Source organism: Microbacterium sp. NPDC007973, from assembly GCF_042958465.1.
Classification (GTDB): domain Bacteria; phylum Actinomycetota; class Actinomycetes; order Actinomycetales; family Microbacteriaceae; genus Microbacterium; species Microbacterium galbum.
The window spans coordinates 764788-788033 of sequence record NZ_JBIBJJ010000003.1; the positions used below are offsets into that span (position 1 = coordinate 764788).

Annotated in this window: 22 protein-coding genes and 1 tRNA gene; 7 read left to right on the forward strand and 16 right to left on the reverse strand. The window is 70.6% G+C overall.

Annotated features, from left to right (window positions below):
* Positions 1 to 39 precede the first annotated feature (39 nt).
* The 3 genes from ACFZA2_RS12615 to ACFZA2_RS12625 are packed head-to-tail and all read left to right on the forward strand — an operon-like array spanning position 40 to position 3549.
* The gene (locus ACFZA2_RS12615; protein ID WP_391405206.1) at positions 40 to 1434 is read left to right on the forward strand and encodes a class II fumarate hydratase; all 1395 of its coding nucleotides are present in this window, start codon (positions 40 to 42) and stop codon (positions 1432 to 1434) included.
* A 46-nt stretch (positions 1435 to 1480) separates the two neighbouring features.
* Positions 1481 to 2896 carry a sensor histidine kinase gene (locus ACFZA2_RS12620; protein WP_391405209.1) on the forward strand — a complete coding sequence of 472 codons (1416 nt, stop codon included), beginning with the start codon at positions 1481 to 1483 and terminating at the stop codon, positions 2894 to 2896.
* Positions 2893 to 3549 carry a response regulator transcription factor gene (locus ACFZA2_RS12625; protein WP_363392250.1) on the forward strand — a complete coding sequence of 219 codons (657 nt, stop codon included), beginning with the start codon at positions 2893 to 2895 and terminating at the stop codon, positions 3547 to 3549. The genes ACFZA2_RS12620 and ACFZA2_RS12625 overlap by 4 nt, the downstream gene beginning before the upstream one ends.
* A 313-nt stretch (positions 3550 to 3862) precedes the next feature.
* Here the strand turns inward: ACFZA2_RS12625 and ACFZA2_RS12630 are convergent, their stop codons facing one another.
* Together ACFZA2_RS12630 and ACFZA2_RS12635 are read right to left on the reverse strand one after the other, a co-directional pair.
* Positions 3863 to 5224 (reverse strand): PhoH family protein, encoded by a 1362-nt coding sequence (locus tag ACFZA2_RS12630; protein WP_391405213.1) that lies wholly within the window; start codon positions 5222 to 5224, stop codon positions 3863 to 3865.
* 247 nt (positions 5225 to 5471) lie between these two features.
* A complete protein-coding gene (locus tag ACFZA2_RS12635; RefSeq protein ID WP_391405323.1) occupies positions 5472 to 6245 on the reverse strand; it encodes an isoprenyl transferase in 774 nt (257 codons plus the stop codon).
* Between the two features lie 164 nt (positions 6246 to 6409).
* Between ACFZA2_RS12635 and ACFZA2_RS12640 the strand changes: the two genes are divergently transcribed.
* A complete protein-coding gene (locus ACFZA2_RS12640; protein WP_363392295.1) occupies positions 6410 to 7102 on the forward strand; it encodes a hemolysin III family protein in 693 nt (230 codons plus the stop codon).
* A 90-nt stretch (positions 7103 to 7192) separates the two neighbouring features.
* On the opposite strand, the gene ACFZA2_RS12645 is transcribed toward ACFZA2_RS12640, so the two are convergent.
* Complete coding sequence (locus ACFZA2_RS12645; RefSeq protein ID WP_315995297.1) at positions 7193 to 7468, reverse strand: hypothetical protein; 276 nt, start codon at positions 7466 to 7468, stop codon at positions 7193 to 7195.
* Between the two features lie 63 nt (positions 7469 to 7531).
* On the opposite strand from ACFZA2_RS12645, the gene ACFZA2_RS12650 reads away from it, so the two are divergent.
* Both ACFZA2_RS12650 and greA read left to right on the forward strand, forming a co-directional pair.
* Positions 7532 to 7927 carry a DUF4307 domain-containing protein gene (locus ACFZA2_RS12650; RefSeq protein ID WP_391405217.1) on the forward strand — a complete coding sequence of 132 codons (396 nt, stop codon included), beginning with the start codon at positions 7532 to 7534 and terminating at the stop codon, positions 7925 to 7927.
* Positions 7928 to 8033: 106 nt separating this feature from the next.
* Positions 8034 to 8525, forward strand: coding sequence for a transcription elongation factor GreA (greA, locus tag ACFZA2_RS12655; protein ID WP_295840371.1), 492 nt, complete (start codon positions 8034 to 8036; stop codon positions 8523 to 8525).
* Between the two features lie 440 nt (positions 8526 to 8965).
* Here the strand turns inward: greA and ilvA are convergent, their stop codons facing one another.
* Positions 8966 to 10195 (reverse strand): threonine ammonia-lyase, encoded by a 1230-nt coding sequence (ilvA, locus tag ACFZA2_RS12660; protein ID WP_363392254.1) that lies wholly within the window; start codon positions 10193 to 10195, stop codon positions 8966 to 8968.
* The gene (locus ACFZA2_RS12665) at positions 10192 to 11382 is read right to left on the reverse strand and encodes an AI-2E family transporter (protein ID WP_315995294.1); all 1191 of its coding nucleotides are present in this window, start codon (positions 11380 to 11382) and stop codon (positions 10192 to 10194) included. The genes ilvA and ACFZA2_RS12665 overlap by 4 nt, the downstream gene beginning before the upstream one ends.
* Before the next feature lie 69 nt (positions 11383 to 11451).
* Here ACFZA2_RS12665 and ACFZA2_RS12670 point away from each other — a divergent pair, with 69 nt between their 5' ends.
* Positions 11452 to 12693, forward strand: a complete 1242-nt coding sequence (locus tag ACFZA2_RS12670; RefSeq protein WP_391405223.1) for a winged helix-turn-helix domain-containing protein — start codon at positions 11452 to 11454, stop codon at positions 12691 to 12693.
* Positions 12694 to 12738: 45 nt separating this feature from the next.
* Here ACFZA2_RS12670 and ACFZA2_RS12675 read toward each other — a convergent pair whose 3' ends face one another.
* From ACFZA2_RS12675 to ACFZA2_RS12725, 11 genes are all read right to left on the reverse strand, one after another.
* Positions 12739 to 13308 carry a LemA family protein gene (locus ACFZA2_RS12675; RefSeq protein WP_315995292.1) on the reverse strand — a complete coding sequence of 190 codons (570 nt, stop codon included), beginning with the start codon at positions 13306 to 13308 and terminating at the stop codon, positions 12739 to 12741.
* A gap of 102 nt (positions 13309 to 13410) precedes the next feature.
* Positions 13411 to 13483, reverse strand: a tRNA-Leu gene (locus ACFZA2_RS12680).
* A gap of 213 nt (positions 13484 to 13696) precedes the next feature.
* Positions 13697 to 15097, reverse strand: a complete 1401-nt coding sequence (locus tag ACFZA2_RS12685; protein ID WP_391405227.1) for an NAD(P)/FAD-dependent oxidoreductase — start codon at positions 15095 to 15097, stop codon at positions 13697 to 13699.
* Positions 15094 to 16413 (reverse strand): S8 family serine peptidase, encoded by a 1320-nt coding sequence (locus ACFZA2_RS12690; RefSeq protein WP_391405230.1) that lies wholly within the window; start codon positions 16411 to 16413, stop codon positions 15094 to 15096. Before ACFZA2_RS12690 ends, ACFZA2_RS12685 begins: the two co-directional genes overlap by 4 nt.
* Positions 16410 to 16928, reverse strand: a complete 519-nt coding sequence (locus ACFZA2_RS12695) for a DUF501 domain-containing protein (RefSeq protein WP_315995289.1) — start codon at positions 16926 to 16928, stop codon at positions 16410 to 16412. The genes ACFZA2_RS12690 and ACFZA2_RS12695 overlap by 4 nt, the downstream gene beginning before the upstream one ends.
* Positions 16929 to 17029: 101 nt before the next feature.
* Positions 17030 to 17647, reverse strand: a complete 618-nt coding sequence (locus ACFZA2_RS12700) for a septum formation initiator family protein (protein ID WP_391405234.1) — start codon at positions 17645 to 17647, stop codon at positions 17030 to 17032.
* A gap of 255 nt (positions 17648 to 17902) precedes the next feature.
* Positions 17903 to 19183 (reverse strand): phosphopyruvate hydratase, encoded by a 1281-nt coding sequence (eno, locus tag ACFZA2_RS12705; protein WP_391405237.1) that lies wholly within the window; start codon positions 19181 to 19183, stop codon positions 17903 to 17905.
* Between the two features lie 62 nt (positions 19184 to 19245).
* Positions 19246 to 19926, reverse strand: a complete 681-nt coding sequence (locus ACFZA2_RS12710) for an O-methyltransferase (protein ID WP_391405240.1) — start codon at positions 19924 to 19926, stop codon at positions 19246 to 19248.
* Positions 19927 to 19957: 31 nt separating this feature from the next.
* Positions 19958 to 20749, reverse strand: coding sequence for a cytochrome c oxidase assembly protein (locus ACFZA2_RS12715; protein ID WP_391405243.1), 792 nt, complete (start codon positions 20747 to 20749; stop codon positions 19958 to 19960).
* Positions 20750 to 20872: 123 nt separating this feature from the next.
* A complete protein-coding gene (locus tag ACFZA2_RS12720) occupies positions 20873 to 21682 on the reverse strand; it encodes an SGNH/GDSL hydrolase family protein (protein WP_391405246.1) in 810 nt (269 codons plus the stop codon).
* A 115-nt stretch (positions 21683 to 21797) separates the two neighbouring features.
* The gene (locus ACFZA2_RS12725) at positions 21798 to 23240 is read right to left on the reverse strand and encodes an MFS transporter (RefSeq protein WP_391405249.1); all 1443 of its coding nucleotides are present in this window, start codon (positions 23238 to 23240) and stop codon (positions 21798 to 21800) included.
* Positions 23241 to 23246 lie beyond the last annotated feature (6 nt).

The window sequence follows — 23246 nt, forward strand, 5'->3', positions numbered from 1 at the left end:
ACCTGAGAAACCGAACGACTGACCTGGAGGAACGACGACGTGACCGACACCGAGTACCGCATCGAACACGACACCATGGGTGAGGTGCGGGTACCCAAGGACGCCCTGTACGCCGCGCAGACCCAGCGCGCGGTCGAGAACTTCCCGATCTCGGGCAAGGGTCTCGAGTCGACCCAGATCGCCGCCCTGGCGCGCATCAAGAAGGCCGCGGCGCTCGCCAACAAAGACCTCGGCACGCTCGACGGCGCCATCGCCGACGCGATCGCGCAGGCCGCCGACGAGGTCGTCACGGGCCGCCACGACGCGCACTTCCCCGTCGACACGTACCAGACCGGTAGCGGCACGTCGTCGAACATGAACATGAACGAGGTGCTGGCGACGCTGGCCACCGGCATCCTGGGGTCGACCGTCCACCCCAACGATCACGTCAACGCCTCACAGTCGTCGAACGACGTCTTCCCGACCTCGGTCCACATCGCCGTGACCCAGGCGCTCATCACCGACCTCATCCCGGCACTCGAGCACCTCTCGGTCGCCCTCGAGGCCAAGGCCGATGCCTGGAAGGGCATCGTGAAGTCGGGTCGCACCCACCTGATGGATGCCACTCCCGTCACGCTCGGTCAGGAGTTCGGCGGCTACGCGCGGCAGATGCGTCTGAGCATCGAGCGCGTGCAGGCGGTCCTCCCCCGCGTGGGCGAGGTGCCCCTCGGCGGCACCGCCGTCGGCACCGGGATCAACACGCCCCTCGGCTTCCCGCAGAAGGTCATCGAGCTGCTCGCGGAAGAGACCGAGCTGCCCATCACCGAGGCGAAGGACCACTTCGAGGCGCAGGCCAACCGCGACGGACTCGTCGAGGCCTCCGGCGCCCTCCGCACGATCGCGGTGTCGCTGACGAAGATCAACAACGACATCCGCTGGATGGGTTCGGGCCCGAACACCGGTCTCGGCGAGCTCCACATCCCCGACCTGCAGCCCGGCTCCTCGATCATGCCCGGCAAGGTGAACCCCGTCGTGCCCGAGGCCACCCTCATGGTGTGCGCCCGCGTCATCGGAAACGACGCCACCGTCGCCTGGGCCGGCGCGTCCGGTTCGTTCGAGCTCAACGTGGCCATCCCCGTCATGGGCACCGCGCTGCTGGAATCGATCCGCCTCCTCTCGAACGCGATGCGCGTGCTCGCCGACAAGACCATCGACGGCCTCGAAGCCAACGTCGGCCGTGCCGAGGCGTTCGCCGGGATGTCGCCGTCGATCGTGACGCCGCTGAACAAGGTCATCGGGTACGAAGCGGCCGCCAAGATCGCCAAGCACTCCGTGGCGAAAGGCATCACCGTCCGCGAGGCCGTCATCGACCTCGGCTTCGTGGAGCGCGGCGAGATCACCGAAGAGGTGCTCGACGCGAAGCTCGACCTGCTGTCGATGACCCACCCGGGCTGAATCGACACGCACCACCTCCGACGCCGAGGCGCGCCATAATCGAAGGATGAGCCCCGCGACGAGACCTGTCTCGACGCGGGCGCGACTCCTCGGGGCGCTCCTCGGCGTCGTGCTTCTCGGCATGATCGTCGCGGGCGGGGTCACCTTCCTCGTCCAGCGCGACCGGGTGCTCGCCAACGCGCAGCGCCAGCTCGACGGGTTCGTCGCCACGGTCGCCACCAGCGACGAGACCGCGGCCGACCTCGTCGACGCGGTGATCCCCGGCCGCACCGACGGCACTCTCGCCGTCGACGGCGCGCGCGTGCTCGCCGCGACCCCGTCACCCCCCGGTCTCGCCGTCGGGGATGACCAGGGGCTCGTCGACGCGCTCGATCGCGCGATCACCGACGGGCGCCTCGCCGGCCGCCTCGACAGCACCCGAGGACCGGTCATGTACGCCGCTGCGGCGGCATCCGGCGGCTATGTCGTGCAGGTCATCTCGATCGACCAGCGCATGGAGCTGGTGGCGTTGTCCTCCGTCACCTATGCCTCCACGGCCCTCGCCGTGCTCGTCGTGGTGGGCGCGGTCGGGTGGTTCGTCACCGGACGGCTCTTCTCCCCCCTGAGGCGTTTGCGCGACACAGCGGACTCGATCACGATCGACGACCTCGGCACGCGCTTGCGCGCGCACGGCAACGACGAGATCTCCGATCTGACCACGTCGGTCAACTCCATGCTCGACCGCCTCGCGATGTCTGTCGAGGCGCAGCGTCAGTTGCTCGACGACGTGCGCCACGAGCTGAAGACGCCGATCACCATCGTCCGCGGCCACCTCGAGATGATGGACCCGGCCGATCCGCACGACGTCGAGGAGACGCGTCAGCTCGGGATCGCCGAGCTCGACCGCCTCACTCGTCTGGTCGACGACATCGACACGCTCGCCGACGTCGAGGCCAATGCGTTGTCGTCCGAGGTGATCGACGTCGCCGCTCTGACCGACCGCGTCGCGGAGCTCGCCGCCGCTCTCCCGGGTCACCCCTGGAGCGTGGCGCAGCGCGCACGCGTGCGCATCGCGGGCGACGCCGACCGCCTGGTCCAGGCGTGGCTGCAGCTCGCCGACAACGCCGCGAAGTACACCCCCGAGGCGACACCGATCGAGATCGGCAGCACCGCTGACGACACCGCCGCGCACCTGTGGATCCGCGACCACGGTCCCGGCATCCCCCCGGCCGCGAGGCATCGGGTGTTCCGGCGGTTCGACCGCCTGTCGACGCGGCGCGGCGTCGACGGCTCGGGGCTCGGGCTCTCGATCGTGGATGCCATCGCCAAGGCGCACGACGGTCACTGCTCCATCGGCGACACGCCGGGAGGCGGCGCCACCTTCACGCTGCATATCCCGCTCACGGGAGCGCAGTCCCCCGCCGCGCTGCCGACGCCCGTGCGCGCCGGCGACGTCGTCATGCAGAGAGAGGCCACCGGATGACCCGCATCCTCATCGCCGAGGACGAAGACCGCATCTCCGCGTTCGTGGCGAAGGGCCTCGAGTCGGCCGGTTACCAGACGCTCATCGTCGATGACGGCGCCGACGCGCTCGACACGGCCCTCTCCGGCGAGGTCGACCTCGTGCTCCTCGACGTCGGGCTGCCCTCTCTCGACGGCTTCGAGGTGCTGCGGAGCCTGCGCGGTCAGGGCTCCACCCTGCCGGTCATCATGCTCACGGCTCGGACCAGCACGCGCGACACCGTCGACGGTCTCGACGCGGGAGCGAACGACTACGTCGCGAAGCCGTTCAAGTTCGACGAGCTCCTGGCCCGCGTGCGGTCCCGGCTGCGCGAGCCCGTCACCCTCGGCACGATCACGGTGGCGCACGGCGACGTGTCGCTGGACGTCCTCGCCCGCCGCGCGACGGTGGGCAGCCGCGAGGTCGATCTCAGCGCCCGCGAATTCGCCCTCGCGGAGGAGTTCATCCGTCACGCGGGCCAAGTGCTCTCGCGCGAGCAGCTGCTGAGCCGGGTCTGGGGCCTGGATTTCGACCCGACGTCGAACGTCGTCGACGTGTACGTCCGCTACCTGCGAGCCAAAGTGGGGCCCGCCCACATCGTCACCGTGCGCGGAGCCGGCTACCGCTGGGAGTGAGCCCGAACCCCCGAAAACCCCCGGCGGGGGGATCGACCGGGGGTTTTCGAGAGAGATCGCGTCGGTGGTCTTCCGACTCACCCGAAGAGCGGTGACCTGCGCGAACGGACCTCGTTTTTTCTTAGGGGGAACCGCCGGGGCGGTGGCGAGGTCTCCCTCGCCGATGTGACCACTCTGTCTGGCGTTCGTGAGAAGCCGGAGAGCCCAAGATGAGAACCCTCTCATCTGCAGCGCTTCGCGGCACGCTTTGGCAACCCGGCTCGCGCACGGAGGAGGGCCGGGATGCCACGGCATCCCGGCCCTCCTCCGTGGTTCACGACAGTTCGCCGGCCTCCAGCAGCTCCGTCACCAGCGCGGCGATGGCCGAGCGCTCCGAGCGCGTGAGCGTGACGTGCCCGAACAGCCCGTGACCCTTGAGCGTCTCGATCACCGAGGCGACGCCGTCGTGACGCCCCACGCGCAGGTTGTCGCGCTGCCCGACGTCGTGGGTGAGCACCACGCGGGAGTTCTGTCCGATGCGGCTGAGCACCGTGAGCAGCACGTTGCGCTCGAGCGACTGCGCCTCGTCGACGATCACGAACGCGTCGTGCAGCGAACGACCGCGGATGTGCGTCAGCGGCAGCACCTCGAGGAGCCCCCGCGCCAGCACCTCTTCGAGGACGTTGCCCGAGACCACCGAACCCAGCGTGTCGAACACCGCCTGACCCCACGGGCCCATCTTCTCGGCCTGGTCACCCGGGAGGTAGCCCAGCTCCTGCCCGCCGACCGCGAAGAGCGGGCGGAACACGATGATCTTCTTCTGCTGCTGGCGCTCGAGCACGGCTTCGAGCGCCGCACACAGGGCGAGCGCCGACTTCCCGGTGCCGGCCCGGCCGCCGAGAGAGACGATGCCGACCTCGGAATCGAGCAGCAGGTCGAGGGCGATCCGCTGCTCCGCCGAGCGCCCGTGCAGCCCGAAGGCGTCGCGGTCGCCGCGCACGAGGCGGTACTGCCCCTTGCCCGTCACGCGGCCCAGGGCCGATCCCCGCTCCGAGTGGATGATGAGCCCGGTGTTCACCGGGAGTCCCACCACCGCGTCGCTGACGGCGACCTCACTCTCGTAGAGGTCGGTGATCTCGTCGCCCGAGACGTCGATCGAGGCGATCCCGGTCCAGCCCGAGTCCATCGCCTGCTCGGCGAGGTATTCCTCCGTCGCGAGACCCAGGGATGCCGCCTTCACGCGCATCGGCAGGTCTTTCGACACCACGGTGACCTCGACGCCGTCCTTGGCGATGTTCATGGCCACCGCGAGGATACGGCTGTCGTTGCCGCCGGTGCGCATTCCGGACGGCAGGACGGACGGGTCGGTGTTGTTCAGCTCGACGCGGAGCGTGCCCTCGTCGCCGACCGGCACGGGGAAATCGAGACGCCCGTGCTCGATGCGCAGTTCGTCGAGGTGGCGCAGGGCCTGGCGGGCGAAATAGCCGATCTCGGGGTCGTGACGTTTGCCCTCGAGCTCCATGATCACCACGACGGGGATCACCACGGAGTTCTCCGCGAAGCGGAAGAACGCCCGCGGGTCGCTCAGCAGGACGGAGGTGTCCAGGACGTATGTGCGCAGGGCCTGATCGGCTCCGGCTTCGGACTCGGTGCTCTCGACGACGTGACGCTGGTCGTACGGTGCTCGTGCAGTCACAACCCACTCCCGACCCGGGTGATGCACCCGGTTGTCACGAGTCGACCTGTGGGTCACGAGTCGCGATCCGAAGGTCGACTCGACCGGACTCCGTGTCCGATGTGATCACCGTACGACCCCGCGACACCCACGCGGGTCGTTAACACGCCGCGAATATGACGAGTTCGTGAACAGCGCGTTCGCGGCCTTCGCCGGTCGCAGATCGTTCACCGGATGCCGAGAACCCGGCGTCGCGTGTCGGCCCGGGCTACTGCCCGAAGCGGCGGTCGCGCGCCGCGAAGTCGCGGATCGCCCGAAGGAAGTCGACCTCGCGCAGGTCGGGGCCGAGCGCCTCGACGAAGTAGAACTCCGAGTGGGCGGACTGCCAGAGCAGGAAGTCGCTCAGGCGCTGCTCTCCCGAGGTACGGATCACGAGATCGGGGTCGGCCTGACCGCCGGTGTACAGGTGCTCGCCGATCTGCTCCGGAGTGAGGCTGTCGGCGAGCTCCTCGAGCGACCCGCCCGACTCGTCGTGCTTGACGATGATCGACCGGACGGCATCCACGATCTCGCTGCGCCCTCCGTAGCCGACGGCGAGATTCACGTGCAGACCCTTGTGACCGCGCGTGCGCTCGGTGGCCTCGTGCAGCACCTCGGCCAATTCCGGCGGCAGGCCCTCCGCCCGCCCGACGTGCTGGACGCGCCAGTCGGGCTCGCGCGAGAGCTCGCCGGCGAGCTCGGCGATGATCTCGAGCAGATCCTGCAGCTCTTTGCTGTCGCGCTTGACGAGGTTGTCGTTCGAGAGGAGGTAGAGCGAGACCACCTCGATGCCGAGATCGTCGCACCAGCGCAGGAACTCGTGCATCTTGGCCGCTCCGGCGCGATGTCCGTGCGCGGCGCTGTCGTAGCCGAGTTGCCGTGCCCAGCGCCGGTTGCCGTCGATCATCATGGCGACGTGGTGCGGCACGGTGGCCGGCATGCGACGACGTAGGCGCGAGATGTAGAGACGGTAGAGCGGTCCCCGCCCCTCGTTCTTCCACACGCGCGCCACCCGCCTACGCTACCGCGTCGGGCGCCTCCGACCGCATCGGATCGGGTGGTGCTTCCTGGGGGAAAGGTGAGCGCTGCCCCCATGTTCCTCCCGGGGCATGGGAGCGGACGTACTGTCGAGGAGTGATCCCCCGAACCCCGGCCGACGGACCCGAGATGCCCCAGCTCCCGCTGCTCGAGGCGGGAGCCGTGGGGGCGCAGGCCGAGCTGAAGCCGACCTGGCGCGGCTGGATCCACGCCGGCACGTTCCCCGTCGCGATCGCCGCCGGGATCGTGCTCATTGCCCTCGCGCAGGGCGCTCCCGGCAAGTGGGCCGCCGCGGTGTTCATGGCGACCTCGATGCTGCTGTTCGGCAACTCCGCGCTGTACCACCGCTTCCACTGGAAGCCGCGGACCCTGGCGGTGCTCAAGCGCATCGACCACGCGAACATCCTGCTGCTCATCGCCGGCACCTACACACCGCTCGCGGTGCTGGCCCTGCCCACACCGAAGACCGTGCTGCTGCTGTCGATCGTGTGGGGCGGCGCGCTGCTCGGCATCCTGTTCCGGGTGTTCTGGATCAACGCCCCCCGCTGGCTCTACGTCGCCCTCTACCTCGCCCTGGGCTGGGCGGCGGTGATGTACCTCGGCGACCTGCTGGCGGCGAACGTCGCCATGATGGTGCTCGTCGTCGTGGGCGGCCTGCTCTACACCGCGGGCGCCATCATCTACGCCCTGAAGAAGCCCAACCCCTGGCCCGGGCACTTCGGGTTCCACGAGATCTTCCACGTCTGCACGGTCCTGGCGTTCCTCTGCCATTGGACCGCGTGCCTGCTGATCGCCCTCGCTCCGGCGTATCACGGGGGCTGACCGCAGAGTCGCCGGATCACGTCGCTTCCGAGCGACCGTTCCTGGCGACTGATTCGGAGGCTCCGGATGCCGCGGGCTCGCGGCCGCGGGTCAGCGGCGCGGAGCGGCCGGGTCGATGTCCTCGTCGTCGACGTCGCTGGCCCGCTCCGCTGCGAGCGCCTGCTCCTCGGCGTCCAGTTCCGCGTTGACCTCTTCGCGGTAGCGGCCGCGACGGATGCGACGCAGCATGTCCCACACGAGGAGGAACACGGCGATGCCGATGAAGGCGATCGCGGCGAATCCGAGCGGCCCGGGCGTGACGATCGACTCGTCGGGGGTGACGGCCGGGGAGGGCGTTGTCGCGAGAGCGACGATCACGGGGTGCATGGAGACCTTCTATCCGGGCGGAAGCGCGTAGCCTGGAAGTCCAGCCTAAAGCCCGGAGAGAGCATGACGACGCACGCCCGACTCGACGACCGCTACGGGCGCACGCGCTCTCCGCGACGACGTATCGTCGGCTGGTCCATCGTGGGCGTCCTCGCCCTCGGCGCGATCGGCTTCCTGGGCTGGACGACGGTCTCGAGCAGCCTGAACTCGGTGACCGCCGCCGACACCGGCTACACCGTGGTGGACGACCGCACCGTCACCGCCACGTTCCAGATCACCGCGCCCACCGGCCGACCCGTCGCGTGCGCCCTCGAGGCCCGCGACGAAGAGCACGGAACCGTGGGCTGGCGCGTCGTCGAGTACCCGGCATCCGAGGACCACACGCGGGCTTTCACCGAGGAGATTCCGACGCTGTCGCTCGCGACCACGGGTTTTGTCAACGCCTGCTGGGTGCCGTAAACTCGCGGAATCACGACGCGCCCCGGCACGATGCCGGGGCGTTCGACATATCCCCCGCCGACGGCCCGACACCGCCCGCCGTCAGCGCCTCGACGAAGGAGTAACCGTGTCCAACGACGCTCAGGTGACGTTCCTCACGCAAGACGCCTACGACCGCCTGGCCAACGAGCTCGAGCACCTCTCGACCACGGGTCGCGAGGAGATCGCCAAGCGCATCGAGGCCGCTCGCGAAGAGGGCGACCTCAAGGAGAACGGCGGCTACCACGCCGCGAAGGACGAGCAGGGCAAGCAGGAGGCGCGCATCCGCACGCTGCAGCAGCTGCTGAAAGATGCCAAGGTCGGCGAGGCCCCCGAGAGCCACGGTGTCGTGGAGTCGGGAACCGTCGTCACCGCCGTCGTCGCCGGCGGCGAGGAGAAGTTCCTCCTCGGCAACCGCGAGATCGCCGCCAATTCGGAGCTCGACGTCTACAGCGAAGCCTCGCCTCTCGGGGCCGCCATCCTCGGCCTCAAGGAAGGCGACAAGGGCTCGTACACCGCGCCCAACGGCAAGGAGATCTCGGTCGAGATCGTCAAGGTCGAGACCTACTCGGGCCAGTAAGCCCGGTCCGCCCGCGAGCCGCTCCCCCGCCACCGGGGTGGCGGCTCGCGGCGTTCGGGGCGGCCTGCCGCGCACGACGGCACCAATGCCCGTCGCTCGAGCGATCCACCCCCGCCCGAGCATGTGCCCTCGGTCCGTCGGCTGCCCACTTCCGCGATCCGCCCACGCTCCGCGATCCGCCCCTGCGGGTCAGTCGCCCAGGCTCAGCAATCTGCCTCCCCTCAGCCCGACTCACGGCCCTCCAACTGACCGAGTGCAGATCGCCGACGCTGCAACCCCCACGAGGCCCCACCAGAAATCTGCCACGCTCAGGGATCTACCCCGCTGTAGCCCGAGCCACGACCCTCACGGCAAACGAGCGCAGATCGCCGAGGCCGCCGACGACGATCTCCGCCGCACCGATCCCTCAGCGCGGATGACGAGCTCGACGTCCGCCGACGTCAGTCCGGGACGACGGTCGCGACGAAGCCGGCATCCTCGAGCGTCTTGATGACCAGCGCGCGGTGCTCGGCGCCGCGCGTCTCGACGCTCAGCTGCAGGATCACCTCGCTGATCTGCAGCCCCTGCCCGTGCCGCGTGTGCAGCACCTCAATGACATTCGCCCCCACCTGCGCGAGGAGCTCCGAGACGCGGGCCAGCTGGCCCGGGCGGTCGGGAAGCGGAATGCGCAGCGACATATAGCGACCGGATGCCGACAGCCCGTGCGCCACGACGCGCTGCAGCAGCAGCGGGTCGATGTTGCCGCCCGAGAGGATCGTGACGGTGGGACCGCTCGCCCTGACCTTGCCCGCGAGGATCGCCGCGACACCCACGGCGCCGGCCGGCTCGACCACCTGCTTGGCGCGCTCGAGCAGCACGAGCAGAGCGCGGGCGATGTCGTCCTCGGTGACCGTGACGACCTCGTCCACGTACTGCCGGATGAGCTCGAACGGGAGGTCGCCCGGCCGCGCGACGGCGATGCCGTCGGCGATGGTCGGGGTGGTCTCGACCTGCATCGGGTACCCGGCGGCGAGAGAGGAGGGATAGGCGGCGGAGTTGTGCGCCTGGACGCCGATGACGCGCACCTGGCGCCCCTCCGCGGCCGCCCGCGCTTTGACCGCCGCCGCGACACCCGCGGCCAGCCCGCCGCCGCCGATACCGACGATGACGGTCTCGAGGTCGGGCATGTCCTCGACCAGCTCGAGCCCCAGCGTCCCCTGCCCCACCACGATGTCGCGGTGGTCGAACGGATGGATGAGTACCGCTCCGGTGCGCTCGGCGAATTCCGCGGCCAGACGGAGCGGGGTCTCGACCGTCGCCCCCTCGAGGATCACCTCGGCGCCGTAGCCGCGCGTCGCGAGGAGCTTGGGCACGGGAACACCCAGGGGCATGAAGATCGTCGCCGCGATCCCGAGCTGCTGCGCCGCCAGAGCGACACCCTGCGCGTGGTTGCCGGCCGACGCGGCCACGACTCCGCGGGCGCGCTCCTCGGCCGTCAGGCGCGACAGCCGGTATGTCGCCCCGCGGATCTTGAACGAGCCGGTGCGCTGCAGGTTCTCGAGCTTGAGGTTGACGGGCACGCCGAGCAGGTCGGTCAGGTGAAGCGACTCGTCGAGGGGCGTGCGCGTAATGATGCCGCGCAGAGCCTGCGCGGCATCCTCGAACTCGGCCAGGGTGGGAGTGTCGTTCATGATCTCCTTCCGCGCTCACGCGGGACGGTCTGCCAGATGAGATCTCGGGATGCCAGGGCCTGCCCGTCGTGCTGCCAGGCCTTCGAGCTGAGGTAGACGGCGACGACGTTGACGAAGGCCGCGAGGGGCACGGCGAACAGGGCACCGGCGATCCCGCCGATCATCGCGCCGCCGGCGACGACGAGCACGACGGCGAGAGGATGCACCTTGACTGCGGAGCCCATGAGGATCGGCTGCAGCACGTGGCTCTCGATCTGCTGGACGCCGAGGACGACGATCAGCATGAACAACGCGACGAGCGGACCGTTGTAGACGAGGGCGATGAACACCGCCAGGGCCCCGGTGGCCACGGCTCCCACGAACGGGATGAACGCGCCCAGGAACACGAGCACGCCGATCGGGATCGAGAGCGGAACACCGAGGAGGAACGCGCCGAGCCCGATGCCGATCGCATCGATGGTGGCCACGAGCAACTGCGTGCGGGCATAGCTCTTGACGGTCCGCCAGCCCGCGCGACCCGCGCCGTCGACCGCCGGTCGGGCGACACGGGGGAACAGGCGCGTGGTCCACCGCCAGATCCCCCCGCCGTCGGCGAGCAGGCACAGCAGGATGAACAAAGTCAGCAGCACTCCCGTGCCGACGTGGCCGAGAGTCGTCCCGATGGCGAGGGCGCCCGTCCACAGCACCTCGGCCTGCTGCTGCAGGAAGGTACCGGCCTGCCGCAGACCGTCGTCGATCTGCTGCGCGCTCAGGTGCAGGGGCCCGTCGATCAGGTACTGCCGGAACTGCGAGACGGCGTCGACCGTGCGCTCTCGGACCGACCCGAACTCGCGCGTGATCTGCCAGACGGCCAGCCAGACGAGTCCGGAGATGAGGGCGATGGTGCCGAGCACCGTCACGACGATGGCGAGCCACTTGGGCCACCGGTGGCGCAGGAGGAAGGAGAACGCGGGCCACACCAGCGCGGTCACCAGGATCGCCACGAGCAGGGGCACCACGAGGAGCTTCAGCTGGATGACGAGGAAGATCACGACGCCGAGAGCGGCGGCGATCACGAGCAACCGCCAGGCGTACGCGGTGGCCTGACGAAGCGCCGGAGGGACCGGGGGCTGAAGGTCGCTGGAGACGGTGCGCCGCTTAAGGGCGTCGAGGAACGATCCGCGGGGTTCGGGATCGGTTCCACTCATCCCGTCAGCCTACCGCCGCGCACCCCCGGCGAACGCTGGATGTCGGAGGCGGTGGATACGGTGAAAGGCATGACCACGACGCTCCGTCGCGCCGATGCGCGCCGCATCGCCCTCGCCGCCCAGGGCTTCGCGAGACCGCGGCCCGAGACGGTCGGCACGCGCCAGATCACAGCGACCCTGCGTCGCATGCGCATCCTGCAGATCGACTCCGTCAACGTCTTCTCCCGCTCGCACTACATGCCGTTGTTCGCGCGCCTCGGTGCCTACGACACGGCCCTCCTCGACGCCCTCGCCTTCTCGCGCCGCCCGCGCTGGGTGGAGTCGTGGGCGCACGTGGCATCCCTCGTCTCCGCGGACGACTGGCCGCTCCTGCAGTTCCGCCGCGACGACCTGCGCCGCAAGTACGGCGACGACGCGTGGGCGCGGGCCAACGAGCCCCTCCTGCAGTGGTTGCGCGACGAACTCGCCGAGCGGGGGCCGCTGCGGCCCGCGCAGATCGATCACGACGCCCGCCGTGGCTCTCGCGGGTCGTGGTGGGGCTGGGACGACGTCAAGAACGGCCTTGAGCGCCTGTGGCTGTTCGGCGAGGTGGCCATCGCGGGGCGCCGCGGATTCGAGCGACGGTACGCTCTGGCATCCGACGTGCTGCCTGCGGCCGCGCTCGAGACGCCCGTGCCCCGGGCCGATGCCATCCCCGAGCTCGTTCGGAGGGCGGCGGCGGCCTACGGCGTGGCGACGGCGTCCGACCTGGCCGACTACTGGCGCATCCGCGATCGACCGGCGGTCATGGCGGCCATCCACGACCTCGTCGACGCGGGCGAGCTCCAGCCCGTGCAGGTCGAGGGATGGTCCATCGCAGGCCGCCCCGCCAAGGCATGGCTGCATCGCGACGCGGCACGGCCCCGCACGGTCGACGCCACCGCGCTGCTCACGCCGTTCGATCCCGTCGTGTGGTTCCGCGATCGCGCCGAGCGCCTCTTCGATTTCGACTACCGCATCGAGATCTACACCCCGGCACCGCAGCGCCGATTCGGCTACTACTCGCTTCCGGTGCTCGTCGGCGACGACGTCGTGGGCCGCCTCGACCTCAAAGCCGACCGCGGGGCGAGTACCCTGCGGGTGCAGTCGGCGTGGTGGGAGCACGGCGTCTCCCCGGATGCCGCGGAGCGCGTCGCCGCCGAGCTGCGCACCGCCGCGCGGTGGCAGGGCCTGGAGCGGGTGACGGTGTCGCGATGGGGAGACGCCGCCGACGCGATCGCCGGCGCGCTCTCGGCCGAGCGGCACGAGCACCCCGACGGGCGCTCCACGTGAGATGCGCCCCCTCCGACGAGCGGAGAGGGCGCATCTGCGAGAAGGTCAGAACTGCACGCGAGGCGGCTCGGAGATGGCCGCGCCGTCGATGACCTCGAAGAACTCACGCTCGTGGAAACCGAGCTGACGGGCGAAGAGGTTGTTCGGGAACACCTTGATCTTGGTGTTGAGCTCGCGCACACCGCCGTTGTAGAACCGGCGAGAGGCCTGGATCTTGTCTTCTGTGTCGACGATGGCCTGCTGCAGCTTGAGGAAGTTCTGGCTCGCCTGCAGCTGCGGGTAGGCCTCGGCCACGGCGAACAGCGATTTCAGCGCCTGCTGCATGTGGCCCTCGGCGACACCCGCCTCGGCGGGGCTCTCGACGTTCAGCGTCTCGGCGCGGGCGCGGGTGACGTTCTCGAACACCGCCTTCTCGTGCGCCGCATAGCCCTTCACCGTCTCAATGAGGTTGGGCAGCAGATCGGCGCGACGCTTGAGCTGTACCGTGATGTCACTCCACGCCTCATCGACGCGCACGTTGAGCGAGACGAGGGCGTTGTAGGTGGCCCACAGGTAGATGCCGGCAATGACCAGGATGCCGACGATCACGATGACCGGTACGAGCCACTCCCACATAAGTCCCCACACTCCGTTCGAGAGATTGCCCTTCAGTGTAACGGCGGGCCGGGCGGCGTGACGGAGCCGGGCGGCGACTCCCAGCGGATGCGATGGATGCCGTACCCCCGGTGGGACTCGAACCCACACTGAAGCGATTTTAAGTCGCCTGCCTCTGCCATTGGGCTACGGGGGCCCGGCATCCACCGTAGCGCGGGGTGGCAGCGTGGCCGTCGTCCCGCGGACAGCGGCCTTCACCGACGAACCCGGATGCCGCGACCCGGCGCGCCCGTCACGACGTCCGTAGAACGGCCGCGCCTCGGCGCGCCCGCGGCGTCAGACGGCGGCAATCTTCAACGCCGAAACCCCCGCACCCACACGGGGCACGGGGGTCTCGAAACCGATGACGTTACTTCGCCGCGACGGGCTCGGCCTTCTTCTCGGCCGGGGCCGGGGCGTCGGCCGCGGGAGCCGCCGGGCGCGGGCGTGCCGCGAACTCCTCGAACGCCGCGCGGGGCTTCTGCACGGCCTCGAGCGACACGACCTCACGGCCGTGGACGAAGTTCTGCATCCAGTCGCCGATCACGCGGAACTTGCGCTCCCACGTGGGCATGGCCAGACCGTGGTAACCGCGGTGGGCGAACCAGGCGATCAGACCGGTCAGGGCGATGTTGCCCGACTGGAACGCGCCGTTGTACAGGCCCAGACCGGCGACGGCGCCGAGGTTCTTGTGGTTGTACTGCTTGGGCTCCTCACCGCGCAGCACGGCCACGAGGTTCTTCGCCATCAGCTTGCCCTGACGCACCGCGTGCTGTGCGTTGGGAACGCAGAACCCGCCGACGCCGCCACCCGACAGGTCGGGAACGGCCGAGACGTCACCGGCGGCCCAGGCACCCTCGACGATCTCCTCGTCGGTGCCGACGCGCAGGTCGGGACGGGTGCGGATGCGACCGCGCTCCTCGACGGGGAGGTCGCTGCCGCGCACCACCGTGGGGTTCGCCATGACGCCCGCGGTCCAGATGATGAGGTCGGTGGGCAGCTGCTCACCGGTGGACAGCTCGATGACGCCGTCCACGGCGCCCTTGACCTGCGTGTCGAGGTGCACGAAGGCACCCTTCTTCGCGAGGTCGGCGAGCACCCACTCGCTCGTCTTCTGCGACACCTCGGGCATGATGCGGCCCATGGCCTCGATGAGGTGGAAGTGCGTGTCGTCGAACGACAGCGTGGGGTACTGCTTCAGCAGCGACGACGCGTAGGCGCGCAGCTCGGCGAACACCTCGATGCCGGCGAAACCGCCACCGACGACCACGACCGTCAGAAGGCGGTCGCGCTCGGGACCGGCGGGCAGCACCGACGCCTTGTCGAAGTTCGACGTGAGGCGGTCGCGGATGGCCACGGCCTCTTCGATGGTCTTGAGACCGATCGCGTTGTCGGCGATGCCGGGGATCGGGAACGTGCGCGAGACGGCACCGGCGGTCACGACGATCTGGTCGTAGCCCTGCTCGAAGGTCTCGTCGCCCGCGATCGGGGTGATCGTGGCGGTCTTGGTCGCGTGGGAGATGCCCGTGACCTTGCCCGCGATGACGGTGGTGCGCTTGAGGTGGCGGCGCAGGCCGACCACGACGTGGCGCGGCTCGATCTCGCCGGCGGCCACCTCGGGAAGGAACGGCTGGTACGTCATGTACGGCAGCGGGTCGACGAGCGTGACTTCGGCCTCGCCTCGCCCGAGGAGCTTCTCGAGCTTCCAGGCGGTGTAGAAACCTGCGTAGCCCCCACCGACGATGAGGATTCTGGGCACGGTAGTGGTCACGATGGGAGGGACTCCTCGTTTGTGGTGCGGCTCGGCTCGCGGGAGGTGCGCGCCTGTCGGATTCGCCGGGCAGCAGCACTGACGCCGAGCGCAATCATTATAGCGGCCAGCGTGGCACCCCCGAGCGGCAGCGATCCGTAGAGCACGCTATCGCGTGAAGGCAGCAGAGGCGAACCGGCCTCGGGTGCGCTTTCCACCGGCGGCAGAGCGGGGATCTCGACAGGGCTCGCCGTCGGTTCGGGCGCCGGCTCCGCGTCGGCGCGACGGTAGAGGCGGATCCACTCCTTCAGACTGCCCAGCGGGTTCTCGCTGACGGTATCGACCCTCGCCGACACCGCGCCGGCGGCATCCACCAGTCCGTAGCCGTACAGCTTGTCGGGAACGCTCGTCGCCCCGGCCGCGGGCTTCGCGGTCTGGATCAGCCGGTTGAGCACGTTGTTCGCGTCGAGGTTGGGGTGGGCCGAGCGCACCAGCGCGGCGATGCCCGCGACGATCGGCGCCGCCCCGCTCGTCCCGTTCCAGCCGACGAGGGTGCCGTCGGAGGAGACGCCGATGAGTCGCTCGCTGGGGGCGGACAGCCCGATCGTGATGCCCTGGGTGGAGGCGCTGCTGCTCGCGGTGCCGTTCGGGTCGACGCCGCCCACCGCGAGGACGCCCGGGATGGTCGCCGGGGCGCCCACGCGGTCGGTGCCGCTCCCCCGGTTGCCTGCGGCGACGACCACGACCACGTCGTGATCGAAGGCGTACTCGAACGCGGTGTCCCAACTGGTGTCCCAGTCGAGGGTGTTGGTGGTCAGCGAGAGGTTGATGACGGTCGCGCCGTTGTCGACCGCCCACGTCATCGCCTCGGCGATCTGCTCCGAGAACGGCTTCGTGCTCGACGCGCCGAATCCGACCGAGATCGACAGCAGCTCGGCCTCGGGCGCCACGCCGATCATGCCGCGTCCGTTGCCCGTGCCGCGCGCCGCGGCGAGCGAGGCGACCCAGCTGCCGTGGTTGGCATCCACCGCTCCCACCGGCGTGCGCCCGTCGGACGCACCCACGCCGGAGACGTCGGTGCCGCCGGCCACCGCGCCGGTGAACTCGGCGGGACCGCGGGCGATCCCGGTGTCGATGATGGCGATCTTCTGCCCCGCGCCGCGCGTGGTCTTCCAGGCCTCCCGCACGCCGTACTGGTCGAGCCAGTACTCCGACGCGCGCACCGAGTCGGTGGGGTCTTCCGGCACTGGGCCCTGTGTCGCCGCGGGAGACGCCGTCGCACCGGTCATCACCGCCATCAGGATGACGGATGCCACGGCTGCGACGACGCGCTTCATCCGCCGGCCCCGGGGCTTTCGCAGACGCAGCGATCGGGCGACCAGGTGCCGCGCTCGAGAGCCCGGTCCCCGATCGGGTTGACGCCCGGGCCGGCCGCCAGGGCGTGCCCGGCGAGAGCGTGCAGGCACTTCACGCGTGTCGGCATCCCCCCCGCCGAGATGCCCGCGATCTCCTCGGGCTCGCCGTACGCCGCGCGGTCGCGCAGGTAGGCCTCGTGCGCGAGACGGTAGTCCTGCTGCAGCTCCTCGTCGGAGGCGAGTTCGTCGGAGAACTCCTTCATCACGTGGCCGGCCTCGAGCACCGACATCGCCGCGGTCGCTGCGGGGTGCGTCAAGTAGTAGAAGGTCGGGAACGGGCTGCCGTCGTCGAGCCGCGGCGAGGTCGCCACCACGGTCGGATTACCGCACACGCATCGCGCGGCGATGCCGATGACCCCGCGCGGAACACGGCCGAGCTGCGCCTGCAGAACGGCGAGGTCGGCGTCGGAAGCGGGGGGAAGAGGTGCGGTAGTCATCCCTGACAGGGTACCCGGCGCGTCCGACACCGCACCCGGTACGGGCGGCGCCCCGGCGCGGCGGCGGCTGGACCCGGCATCCGGGGGCGACTGAGGGGCGATCAGCCGGCCGGCGCCTCGGTCGGGGCAGGGTCGGGCACGCCGATCTGGAGCGACGGGACGGCCACCTGCGCCGCACCGGACGCAGCCACCGAGCGCACGAGCTGCGCCATCCAGTCGGTGCGCGTCTGCCCGACGTCTTCGCTGACGTCGGCCTGCTCCTGGGGCGTCGCGGAGGCGGGCAGATCGTTGTCGATCAGGTAGACGACCTCGCCGGGGAAGGTGTACCCCAGCCGCTCACGCGCCTGGGTGCGGATGTACGCCGGGTCCGACCACCGCTCGCGCTGCGTCTGCAGGTCGGCGACCTCCGACTGGCTGAGGGCGACGGCGCTGCGCAGTGCCTGGATCTGCTGGCGCTGATCCATGTATGTGCCGACGGTGGGCACGAGCACGAAGGTGCCCAGCACGACCAGACCCAGCATGATCACGACGAAACCCGAGATGCGCACCTTCCCGAGCCACTCGCGCACGTCGACGCGCGGTCCGCTCACCGACCGGGGCGGGGCCGTCGGGCGCCGCGAGGCGGTCGGATCGGGCTGGCGGCGCGGCGCCTTCTTCCCGGCGGGCGGCCGGGGGGCGGTCGTCTTGCGGGGAGGCAGTGTCGGTCGGTCCACGTCCATCCCCTCTCATCAGCCGGTGCACGCATGCCCGGACCGCAGGCGAGTCTACGTCGGCGGTCTCGGCGTTCCCGGTGGGCCACGCCGCGTGCTCGGTGGCCGGTGCCACGGGGTCGGCCGCCGCGCGCGCCACCTGAAGCGGATGCCACGAGGTCGGGCTCGCGAACGCGTCCCCACCCCGCGGGGCGACATCGTCGTCGCCCGGAAACGACGAAGGAGGGGAAGCCCGTGGGCTCCCCCTCCTCGGATGTCAGACGCTCAGCCCTTGAAACGGGGGAACGCCGAGCGGCCCGCGAAGACCGCGGCGTCGCCGAGGTCTTCCTCGATGCGCAGCAGCTGGTTGTACTTCGCGACGCGCTCGCTGCGCGCCGGGGCACCGGTCTTGATCTGGCCGGCGTTGACCGCGACGGCGAGGTCGGCGATCGTGGTGTCCTCGGTCTCGCCCGAGCGGTGCGAGAGCATCGAGGTGTAGCCCGAGCGGGTCGCCAGCGAGATCGCGTCGAGCGTCTCGGACAGGGTGCCGATCTGGTTCACCTTCACCAGCAGCGAGTTGGCGACACCGAGGTCGATGCCCTGCTGCAGGCGCTTGGGGTTGGTGACGAACAGGTCGTCGCCGACGAGCTGCACCTTGGAGCCGATGGCATCCGTCAGCTTCTTCCAGCCGTCCCAGTCGTCTTCGGCGAGGGCGTCCTCGATCGTGACGATCGGGAAGTTCGCGACGAGGTCGGCGAAGTAGTCGACGAGCGTGTCGACGCTCCACTCCTTGCCCTCGACGGTGTACACGCCGTCCTTGTAGAACTCGGTGGCGGCGACGTCGAGGCCGACGGCGATGTCCTTGCCGGGGGTGAAGCCGGCCTTCTCGATCGCACGGATGAGGAAGTCGAGGCCCTCGCGGTTGCTGGGCAGGTCGGGGGCGAAGCCGCCCTCGTCGCCGAGACCGGTGTTGTAGCCCGCGGACTTCAGCTCGCCCTTGAGGACGTGGTAGACCTCGGTGCCCCAGCGCAGCGACTCGCCGTAGGTGTCGGCGCCGATGGGCGCGAGGAAGAACTCCTGGAAGTCGATGCCGTTGTCGGCGTGCTCGCCGCCGTTGATGACGTTGAACAGCGGGACGGGCAGCAGGTGCGCGTTCGGTCCGCCGAGGTAGCGGAACAGCGGCAGATCGGCGCTGTCGGCGGCGGCCTTGGCGACGGCGAGCGAGACGCCGAGGATGGCGTTGGCGCCGGTGCGCGACTTGTTCTCGGTGCCGTCGGTCTCGATGAGGATCTCGTCGATGATGCGCTGCTCGCTGGCCTCGACGCCCTCGATGGCGGGGCCGAGCTCGTCGACGACCGCGGCGACGGCCTTGAGCACGCCCTTGCCGCCGTACCGGCTCTTGTCGCCGTCGCGCAGCTCGTAGGCCTCGAACGCGCCGGTGGACGCGCCGGAGGGGACGGCCGCCCGCTGGACGATTCCGTCGTCGAGGAGCACCTCCACCTCGACGGTCGGGTTACCGCGCGAATCCAGGATCTCGCGCGCGTTGACAGCCTCGATAAGTGCCACGAAGGACTCCTCGTTGGTTCTTGGGTGGAAGAGGGTGGAGCGTCGTCGGTCCACCGTCGAGTCTAGTGACCCGTCCCGCCGGGCGTGGGGTCGACGACGATCGCCACCGCGATCCCGTCCCACCCCTTGCGATCGAGGGTCTGCAACGCCGTCGCGTCGAAGCGCGGGTCGCTTCCGAGCATCTCGACGCCCCGACGCGCACCCTGCACCTTCGAGTCGGCGGTCCCGGCATCCGCCACCTCTCCCCCGCGCACGACGTTGTCGAGCACGACGACCGTGCCGGGACGGCCCAGGCGCGCAGCCCAGTCGAGGTATCTGGTGTTCGACTCCTTGTCGGCGTCGATGAAGACGAGGTCGAAGGGGTCTCCCCCGTCGAGAGTCGGCAGCACGTCGGTGCCGCGACCGAGCAGGATGTCGACGCGCCCGGCCACTCCCGCCCGCTCCAGGTTCGCCCGCGCGACGGCGGCGTTGTCCGGTTCGGCCTCGATCGTCACGACGCGCCCGTCCGCCCCCACGGCCCGGGCGAGCCAGATGGTGGAGTATCCGCCGAGGGTGCCGATCTCGAGCACGCGGCGAGCGCCCGCGATACGCGCGAGCAGGTGCAGGAACTTCGCGTTCACCGGCGCGACCTCGATGGCGGGCATGCCGGCGTCGTGCTGTGCGCGCAGCGCCGCGTCCAGCGCGGGGTCGGAGCCGACGAGCGTCTCGGTCAGGAACGCATCGACGTCGTCGGAGGTGGGCACCCCTCCACCCTGGCGCGGCGGAGGATGCGGGTCAACGCTCGCCGCGGAGGTGCGCGCGGGTCATCTCGTCGTACTCGTCGTCGGTGAGGTCGTCGAAGCCCTTCGCCTCGACGCGGTCCGACCGCATCCACCGGATCATGAGGATGATGAGGATCGGCACGTCGGCGAACTCGGCGATGAACCAGATCATGTCGCCCGCGAGGTGCTGGTCGTGCAGCAGCGACGGCCACCACGACACCGCCTGCGCGGCATCCGGGACGAGATCCAGCACCGAGTCGTTCAGGCGCATCAGCAGCCCCGGCACCGAGTCGATGAGCAGCTCGACGAACGCGAGCAGGAACTCGATCGCGATGAACGTGCCGGTGTGGACCGCGCCGAGCGCCATCATGGGCAGCACCATCGCCGCCCCCACGAGCGGCACGACGACGCCGAGAGATGCCTCGACGACGGAATTCACGCGCAGGATGCCGGCCACCGGCGTGAGGAAGAGGCAGAACACCGCGGCGATGACCACGGTGGCCACCATCGCGTTGCCGAAGACGCGCGTGACCCGTGCGGCCAGGAAGCGCTCGCGCACACCCCGGGGGACGAGGTCGAGCGGGCGTCCGGCGGCGATCCCGGCGGGGACGGCGAAGATCAGCAGCGCGATGCGGGTCGAGAACGCCCACCGCAGCTGCCCCGAGTACACGCCGAGGAATCCGAGCTCGATCACGGCGTACGGCAGCAGCCCGAGGGCGAAGAAGCCGATCGTGCGCCGGAGCGGCCAGGGCTCTCCCCGGCGACGCGACCGCCGCACGGCGAGCAGATAGGCCGTGGATGCCACGAGCAGCACGCCGAGCGTGAGGGGATCGGCGCGCCAGGTGCGGAGGAAGACATCGACGGGAGGCGTGAGGGAACGCTAGGCCGAGAAGCTATGCGGGAGCCGGGACCCGGTCCCCCGCAGCCCTCAGCGCTCCGCCCTGACCACGACCGGCGCGACCTTCAGCGCCGCGAGGACCGCCGGCAGCAGCGCCTCCGCGGTACGGCGGTACCCCAGGGCGCTCGGGTGGAAGCGGTCGACGCTGAACATCTCGTCGGGACGCTCGGCGAAGACCGGCCCCACCGCTCGCGCCAGCGCGACGACGCGACCTCCGGACCGGTGCACGGCCGCGGCCTGCGCGGCGGCCAGCTGCCGCGACGATCGCGCGGCCAGCGCCCGGAGCGGCTGCGGGATCGCCCGCAGCGTGCCGAGGTCGGGGCAGGTGCCCACGACGACCGGGATTCCGCTCCCCCGGAGCGCGCGCACGATCTCCTCGAGCTGCCCCGCGGAGCGGGAGGCCGGGATGCGGTGCGTCACGTCGTTCCCGCCGACCACGATGACCGCGGCATCCGGACGGTACCCCTCGGGCAGCGCCGCGAGCTGTCCGACCAACGCCGAGGTCTCCGACCCCACGACCGCCTCGGTCCGCAACCGCACCGGTCGCCCGGCCGAGCGGGCGATGCCCTTGGCCAGACGCGCCCCGAGGGTGTCGCGCCGATGTGCGGCGCCCAAGCCGGCCGCGATCGAATCGCCGAGCAGCAGCAGCTCGACCGGGGGCCCCGGGTGCTTCTTGCGTCGCCAGACCCGGTCGGCGTCGAGCGCCTGCTCCCCCAGCGGTTTGCCGATGCGGCGCCGTGCGATCGCCGCCTGGCGGGCGATGAGGGTGCGCAGCCCCACGGCCCCGGCGCCCAGCAACGCGATCGCGGAGGCGGCGGTCACGGTCACCGGACGACGCATGCTCCGATGAGAACGGCCCGCGGTGAACGGCCGGTGGACGCACCGTGACGGCGCGGCGACGGCGGGCTCCCGGCATCCTGGGTCTTCTCCGGATGCCCGGGCCCGACGCACCGATTCAGCCGGCGACGCGAGCGCCCCGCGCCCGCAGCACGAGGGCGAGAGCCAGCACCGCCACCGCGAGACCGATGTCGAGCGCGAGACCGACGAGGAGTTCGTCGCGGCCGGCCGCGCCGGTGAAGGTCACGACACCCCCGATCACGATGACGCCGAACGACAGCGCGAGTTGCTGGGCGGTGCTGAACATCCCACCCGACAGCCCCGCCGCCTCGACGGGCACTTCGCGCACGACGAGCTGCGTGAGCGGCGAGAAGATGAGCGCCTGACCGACGCCGAGCAGCACGAGCGCCGGCTGCAGCCACAGCCCGATGTCGCTGCCCCACGCGACGCCGAGGGTCGCCGCCATCGCGATGAGGGCGACGATCTGCACGCTGACCCCCAGCACGAGCGTCGCGTCGCCCAGTCGGCTCTGCACCCGCGCGACCGCGAGCGACATGGCCGCGAACACCACGGCGAACGGCAGCAGCGCGAGCCCCGCCTGCAGGGAGCTGAGCCCGCCGGCCTCGACGGCGCGCGGGAAGACGTAGAGCAGAGCCGAGTAGCCCGCGAAGAACAGTGCGGCCGCGAGCAGGCCCAGCTGCAAGGGACGCAGGCGCAGCACGCTCGGCGGAAGCAGCGGCACGCGCCCCGACCGCTCGATGCCGTTCTGGTGCCGCCACATCGCCACGAGGGCGACGGCGGCGACGACGAGGGCGATCGCGACGGGCCACGACCAGTTCCACACCGGCCCGAAGGTGAAGGCGACCGAGGCCGCCAGGATGCCGACGGCGAGCGCCGCGGTGCCGACGAGGTCGATCGCGACCACCTCGTGCGAGCGGGAGCGGGGGGCGAGGGGCGCGAACGAGATCGCCGCGACCGCGATGAGGGCGACGACGACGAACACCGCACGCCACCCGTCGACGGGACCGAAGGACAGGGCCGCGAGCGCACCACCGGCCACCTGCCCCACGGCGGCGCCGATCCCGCCGCTCGCCCCGAAGGCGGCGATCGCGCGGGTGCGCGCCGCTCCGCGCGAGGTCGCCTGGATGGTGCCGAGGACCTGGGGCGTGCACAGCGCCGCCCCCACGCCCTGCACCACTCGGGCGGCGATGAGCGTCTCGATGGAGGGCGCGAGGGCGCAGGCGATCGCCGACACCAGGAACAGCCCCATCCCGAGCGTGTAGAGGCGGTGGCGCCCGAAGCGGTCCCCGAGTCTCCCCCCGAGGATCAGCAGGACCGCGAACGGGATGCCGTACGCCGCGATGACGAGCTCGAGGGCGACGTCGCCGGCCCCGAACCGCTCGCGGAGCGTGGGGAGGATCACGGTGACGGCGTTGAAGGCGAACGTGCCGGCACCGGGGCCGAGCAGGAAACCGAGGTAGCGCCAGGTCGGCACGTCGTCGGCCTGGGGGCGGATCGGCGTCGGGGCGCTGCCGGTCGCCGGTTGTGCGGAGGTGGTCATGGTGCC

Coding starts and splice junctions, on each gene's coding strand:
- ACFZA2_RS12620 (WP_391405209.1), top strand. CDS start 1,481: ATGAGCCCCGCGACGAGACCTGTCTCGACGCGGGCGCGACTCCTCGGG.
- ACFZA2_RS12625 (WP_363392250.1), top strand. CDS start 2,893: ATGACCCGCATCCTCATCGCCGAGGACGAAGACCGCATCTCCGCGTTC.
- ACFZA2_RS12640 (WP_363392295.1), top strand. CDS start 6,410: ATGCCCCAGCTCCCGCTGCTCGAGGCGGGAGCCGTGGGGGCGCAGGCC.
- ACFZA2_RS12645 (WP_315995297.1), bottom strand. CDS start 7,468: ATGCACCCCGTGATCGTCGCTCTCGCGACAACGCCCTCCCCGGCCGTC.
- ACFZA2_RS12650 (WP_391405217.1), top strand. CDS start 7,532: ATGACGACGCACGCCCGACTCGACGACCGCTACGGGCGCACGCGCTCT.
- ilvA (WP_363392254.1), bottom strand. CDS start 10,195: ATGAACGACACTCCCACCCTGGCCGAGTTCGAGGATGCCGCGCAGGCT.
- ACFZA2_RS12665 (WP_315995294.1), bottom strand. CDS start 11,382: ATGAGTGGAACCGATCCCGAACCCCGCGGATCGTTCCTCGACGCCCTT.
- ACFZA2_RS12670 (WP_391405223.1), top strand. CDS start 11,452: ATGACCACGACGCTCCGTCGCGCCGATGCGCGCCGCATCGCCCTCGCC.
- ACFZA2_RS12675 (WP_315995292.1), bottom strand. CDS start 13,308: ATGTGGGAGTGGCTCGTACCGGTCATCGTGATCGTCGGCATCCTGGTC.
- ACFZA2_RS12690 (WP_391405230.1), bottom strand. CDS start 16,413: ATGAAGCGCGTCGTCGCAGCCGTGGCATCCGTCATCCTGATGGCGGTG.
- ACFZA2_RS12695 (WP_315995289.1), bottom strand. CDS start 16,928: ATGACTACCGCACCTCTTCCCCCCGCTTCCGACGCCGACCTCGCCGTT.
- ACFZA2_RS12700 (WP_391405234.1), bottom strand. CDS start 17,647: ATGGACGTGGACCGACCGACACTGCCTCCCCGCAAGACGACCGCCCCC.
- ACFZA2_RS12720 (WP_391405246.1), bottom strand. CDS start 21,682: ATGCGTCGTCCGGTGACCGTGACCGCCGCCTCCGCGATCGCGTTGCTG.
- ACFZA2_RS12725 (WP_391405249.1), bottom strand. CDS start 23,240: ATGACCACCTCCGCACAACCGGCGACCGGCAGCGCCCCGACGCCGATC.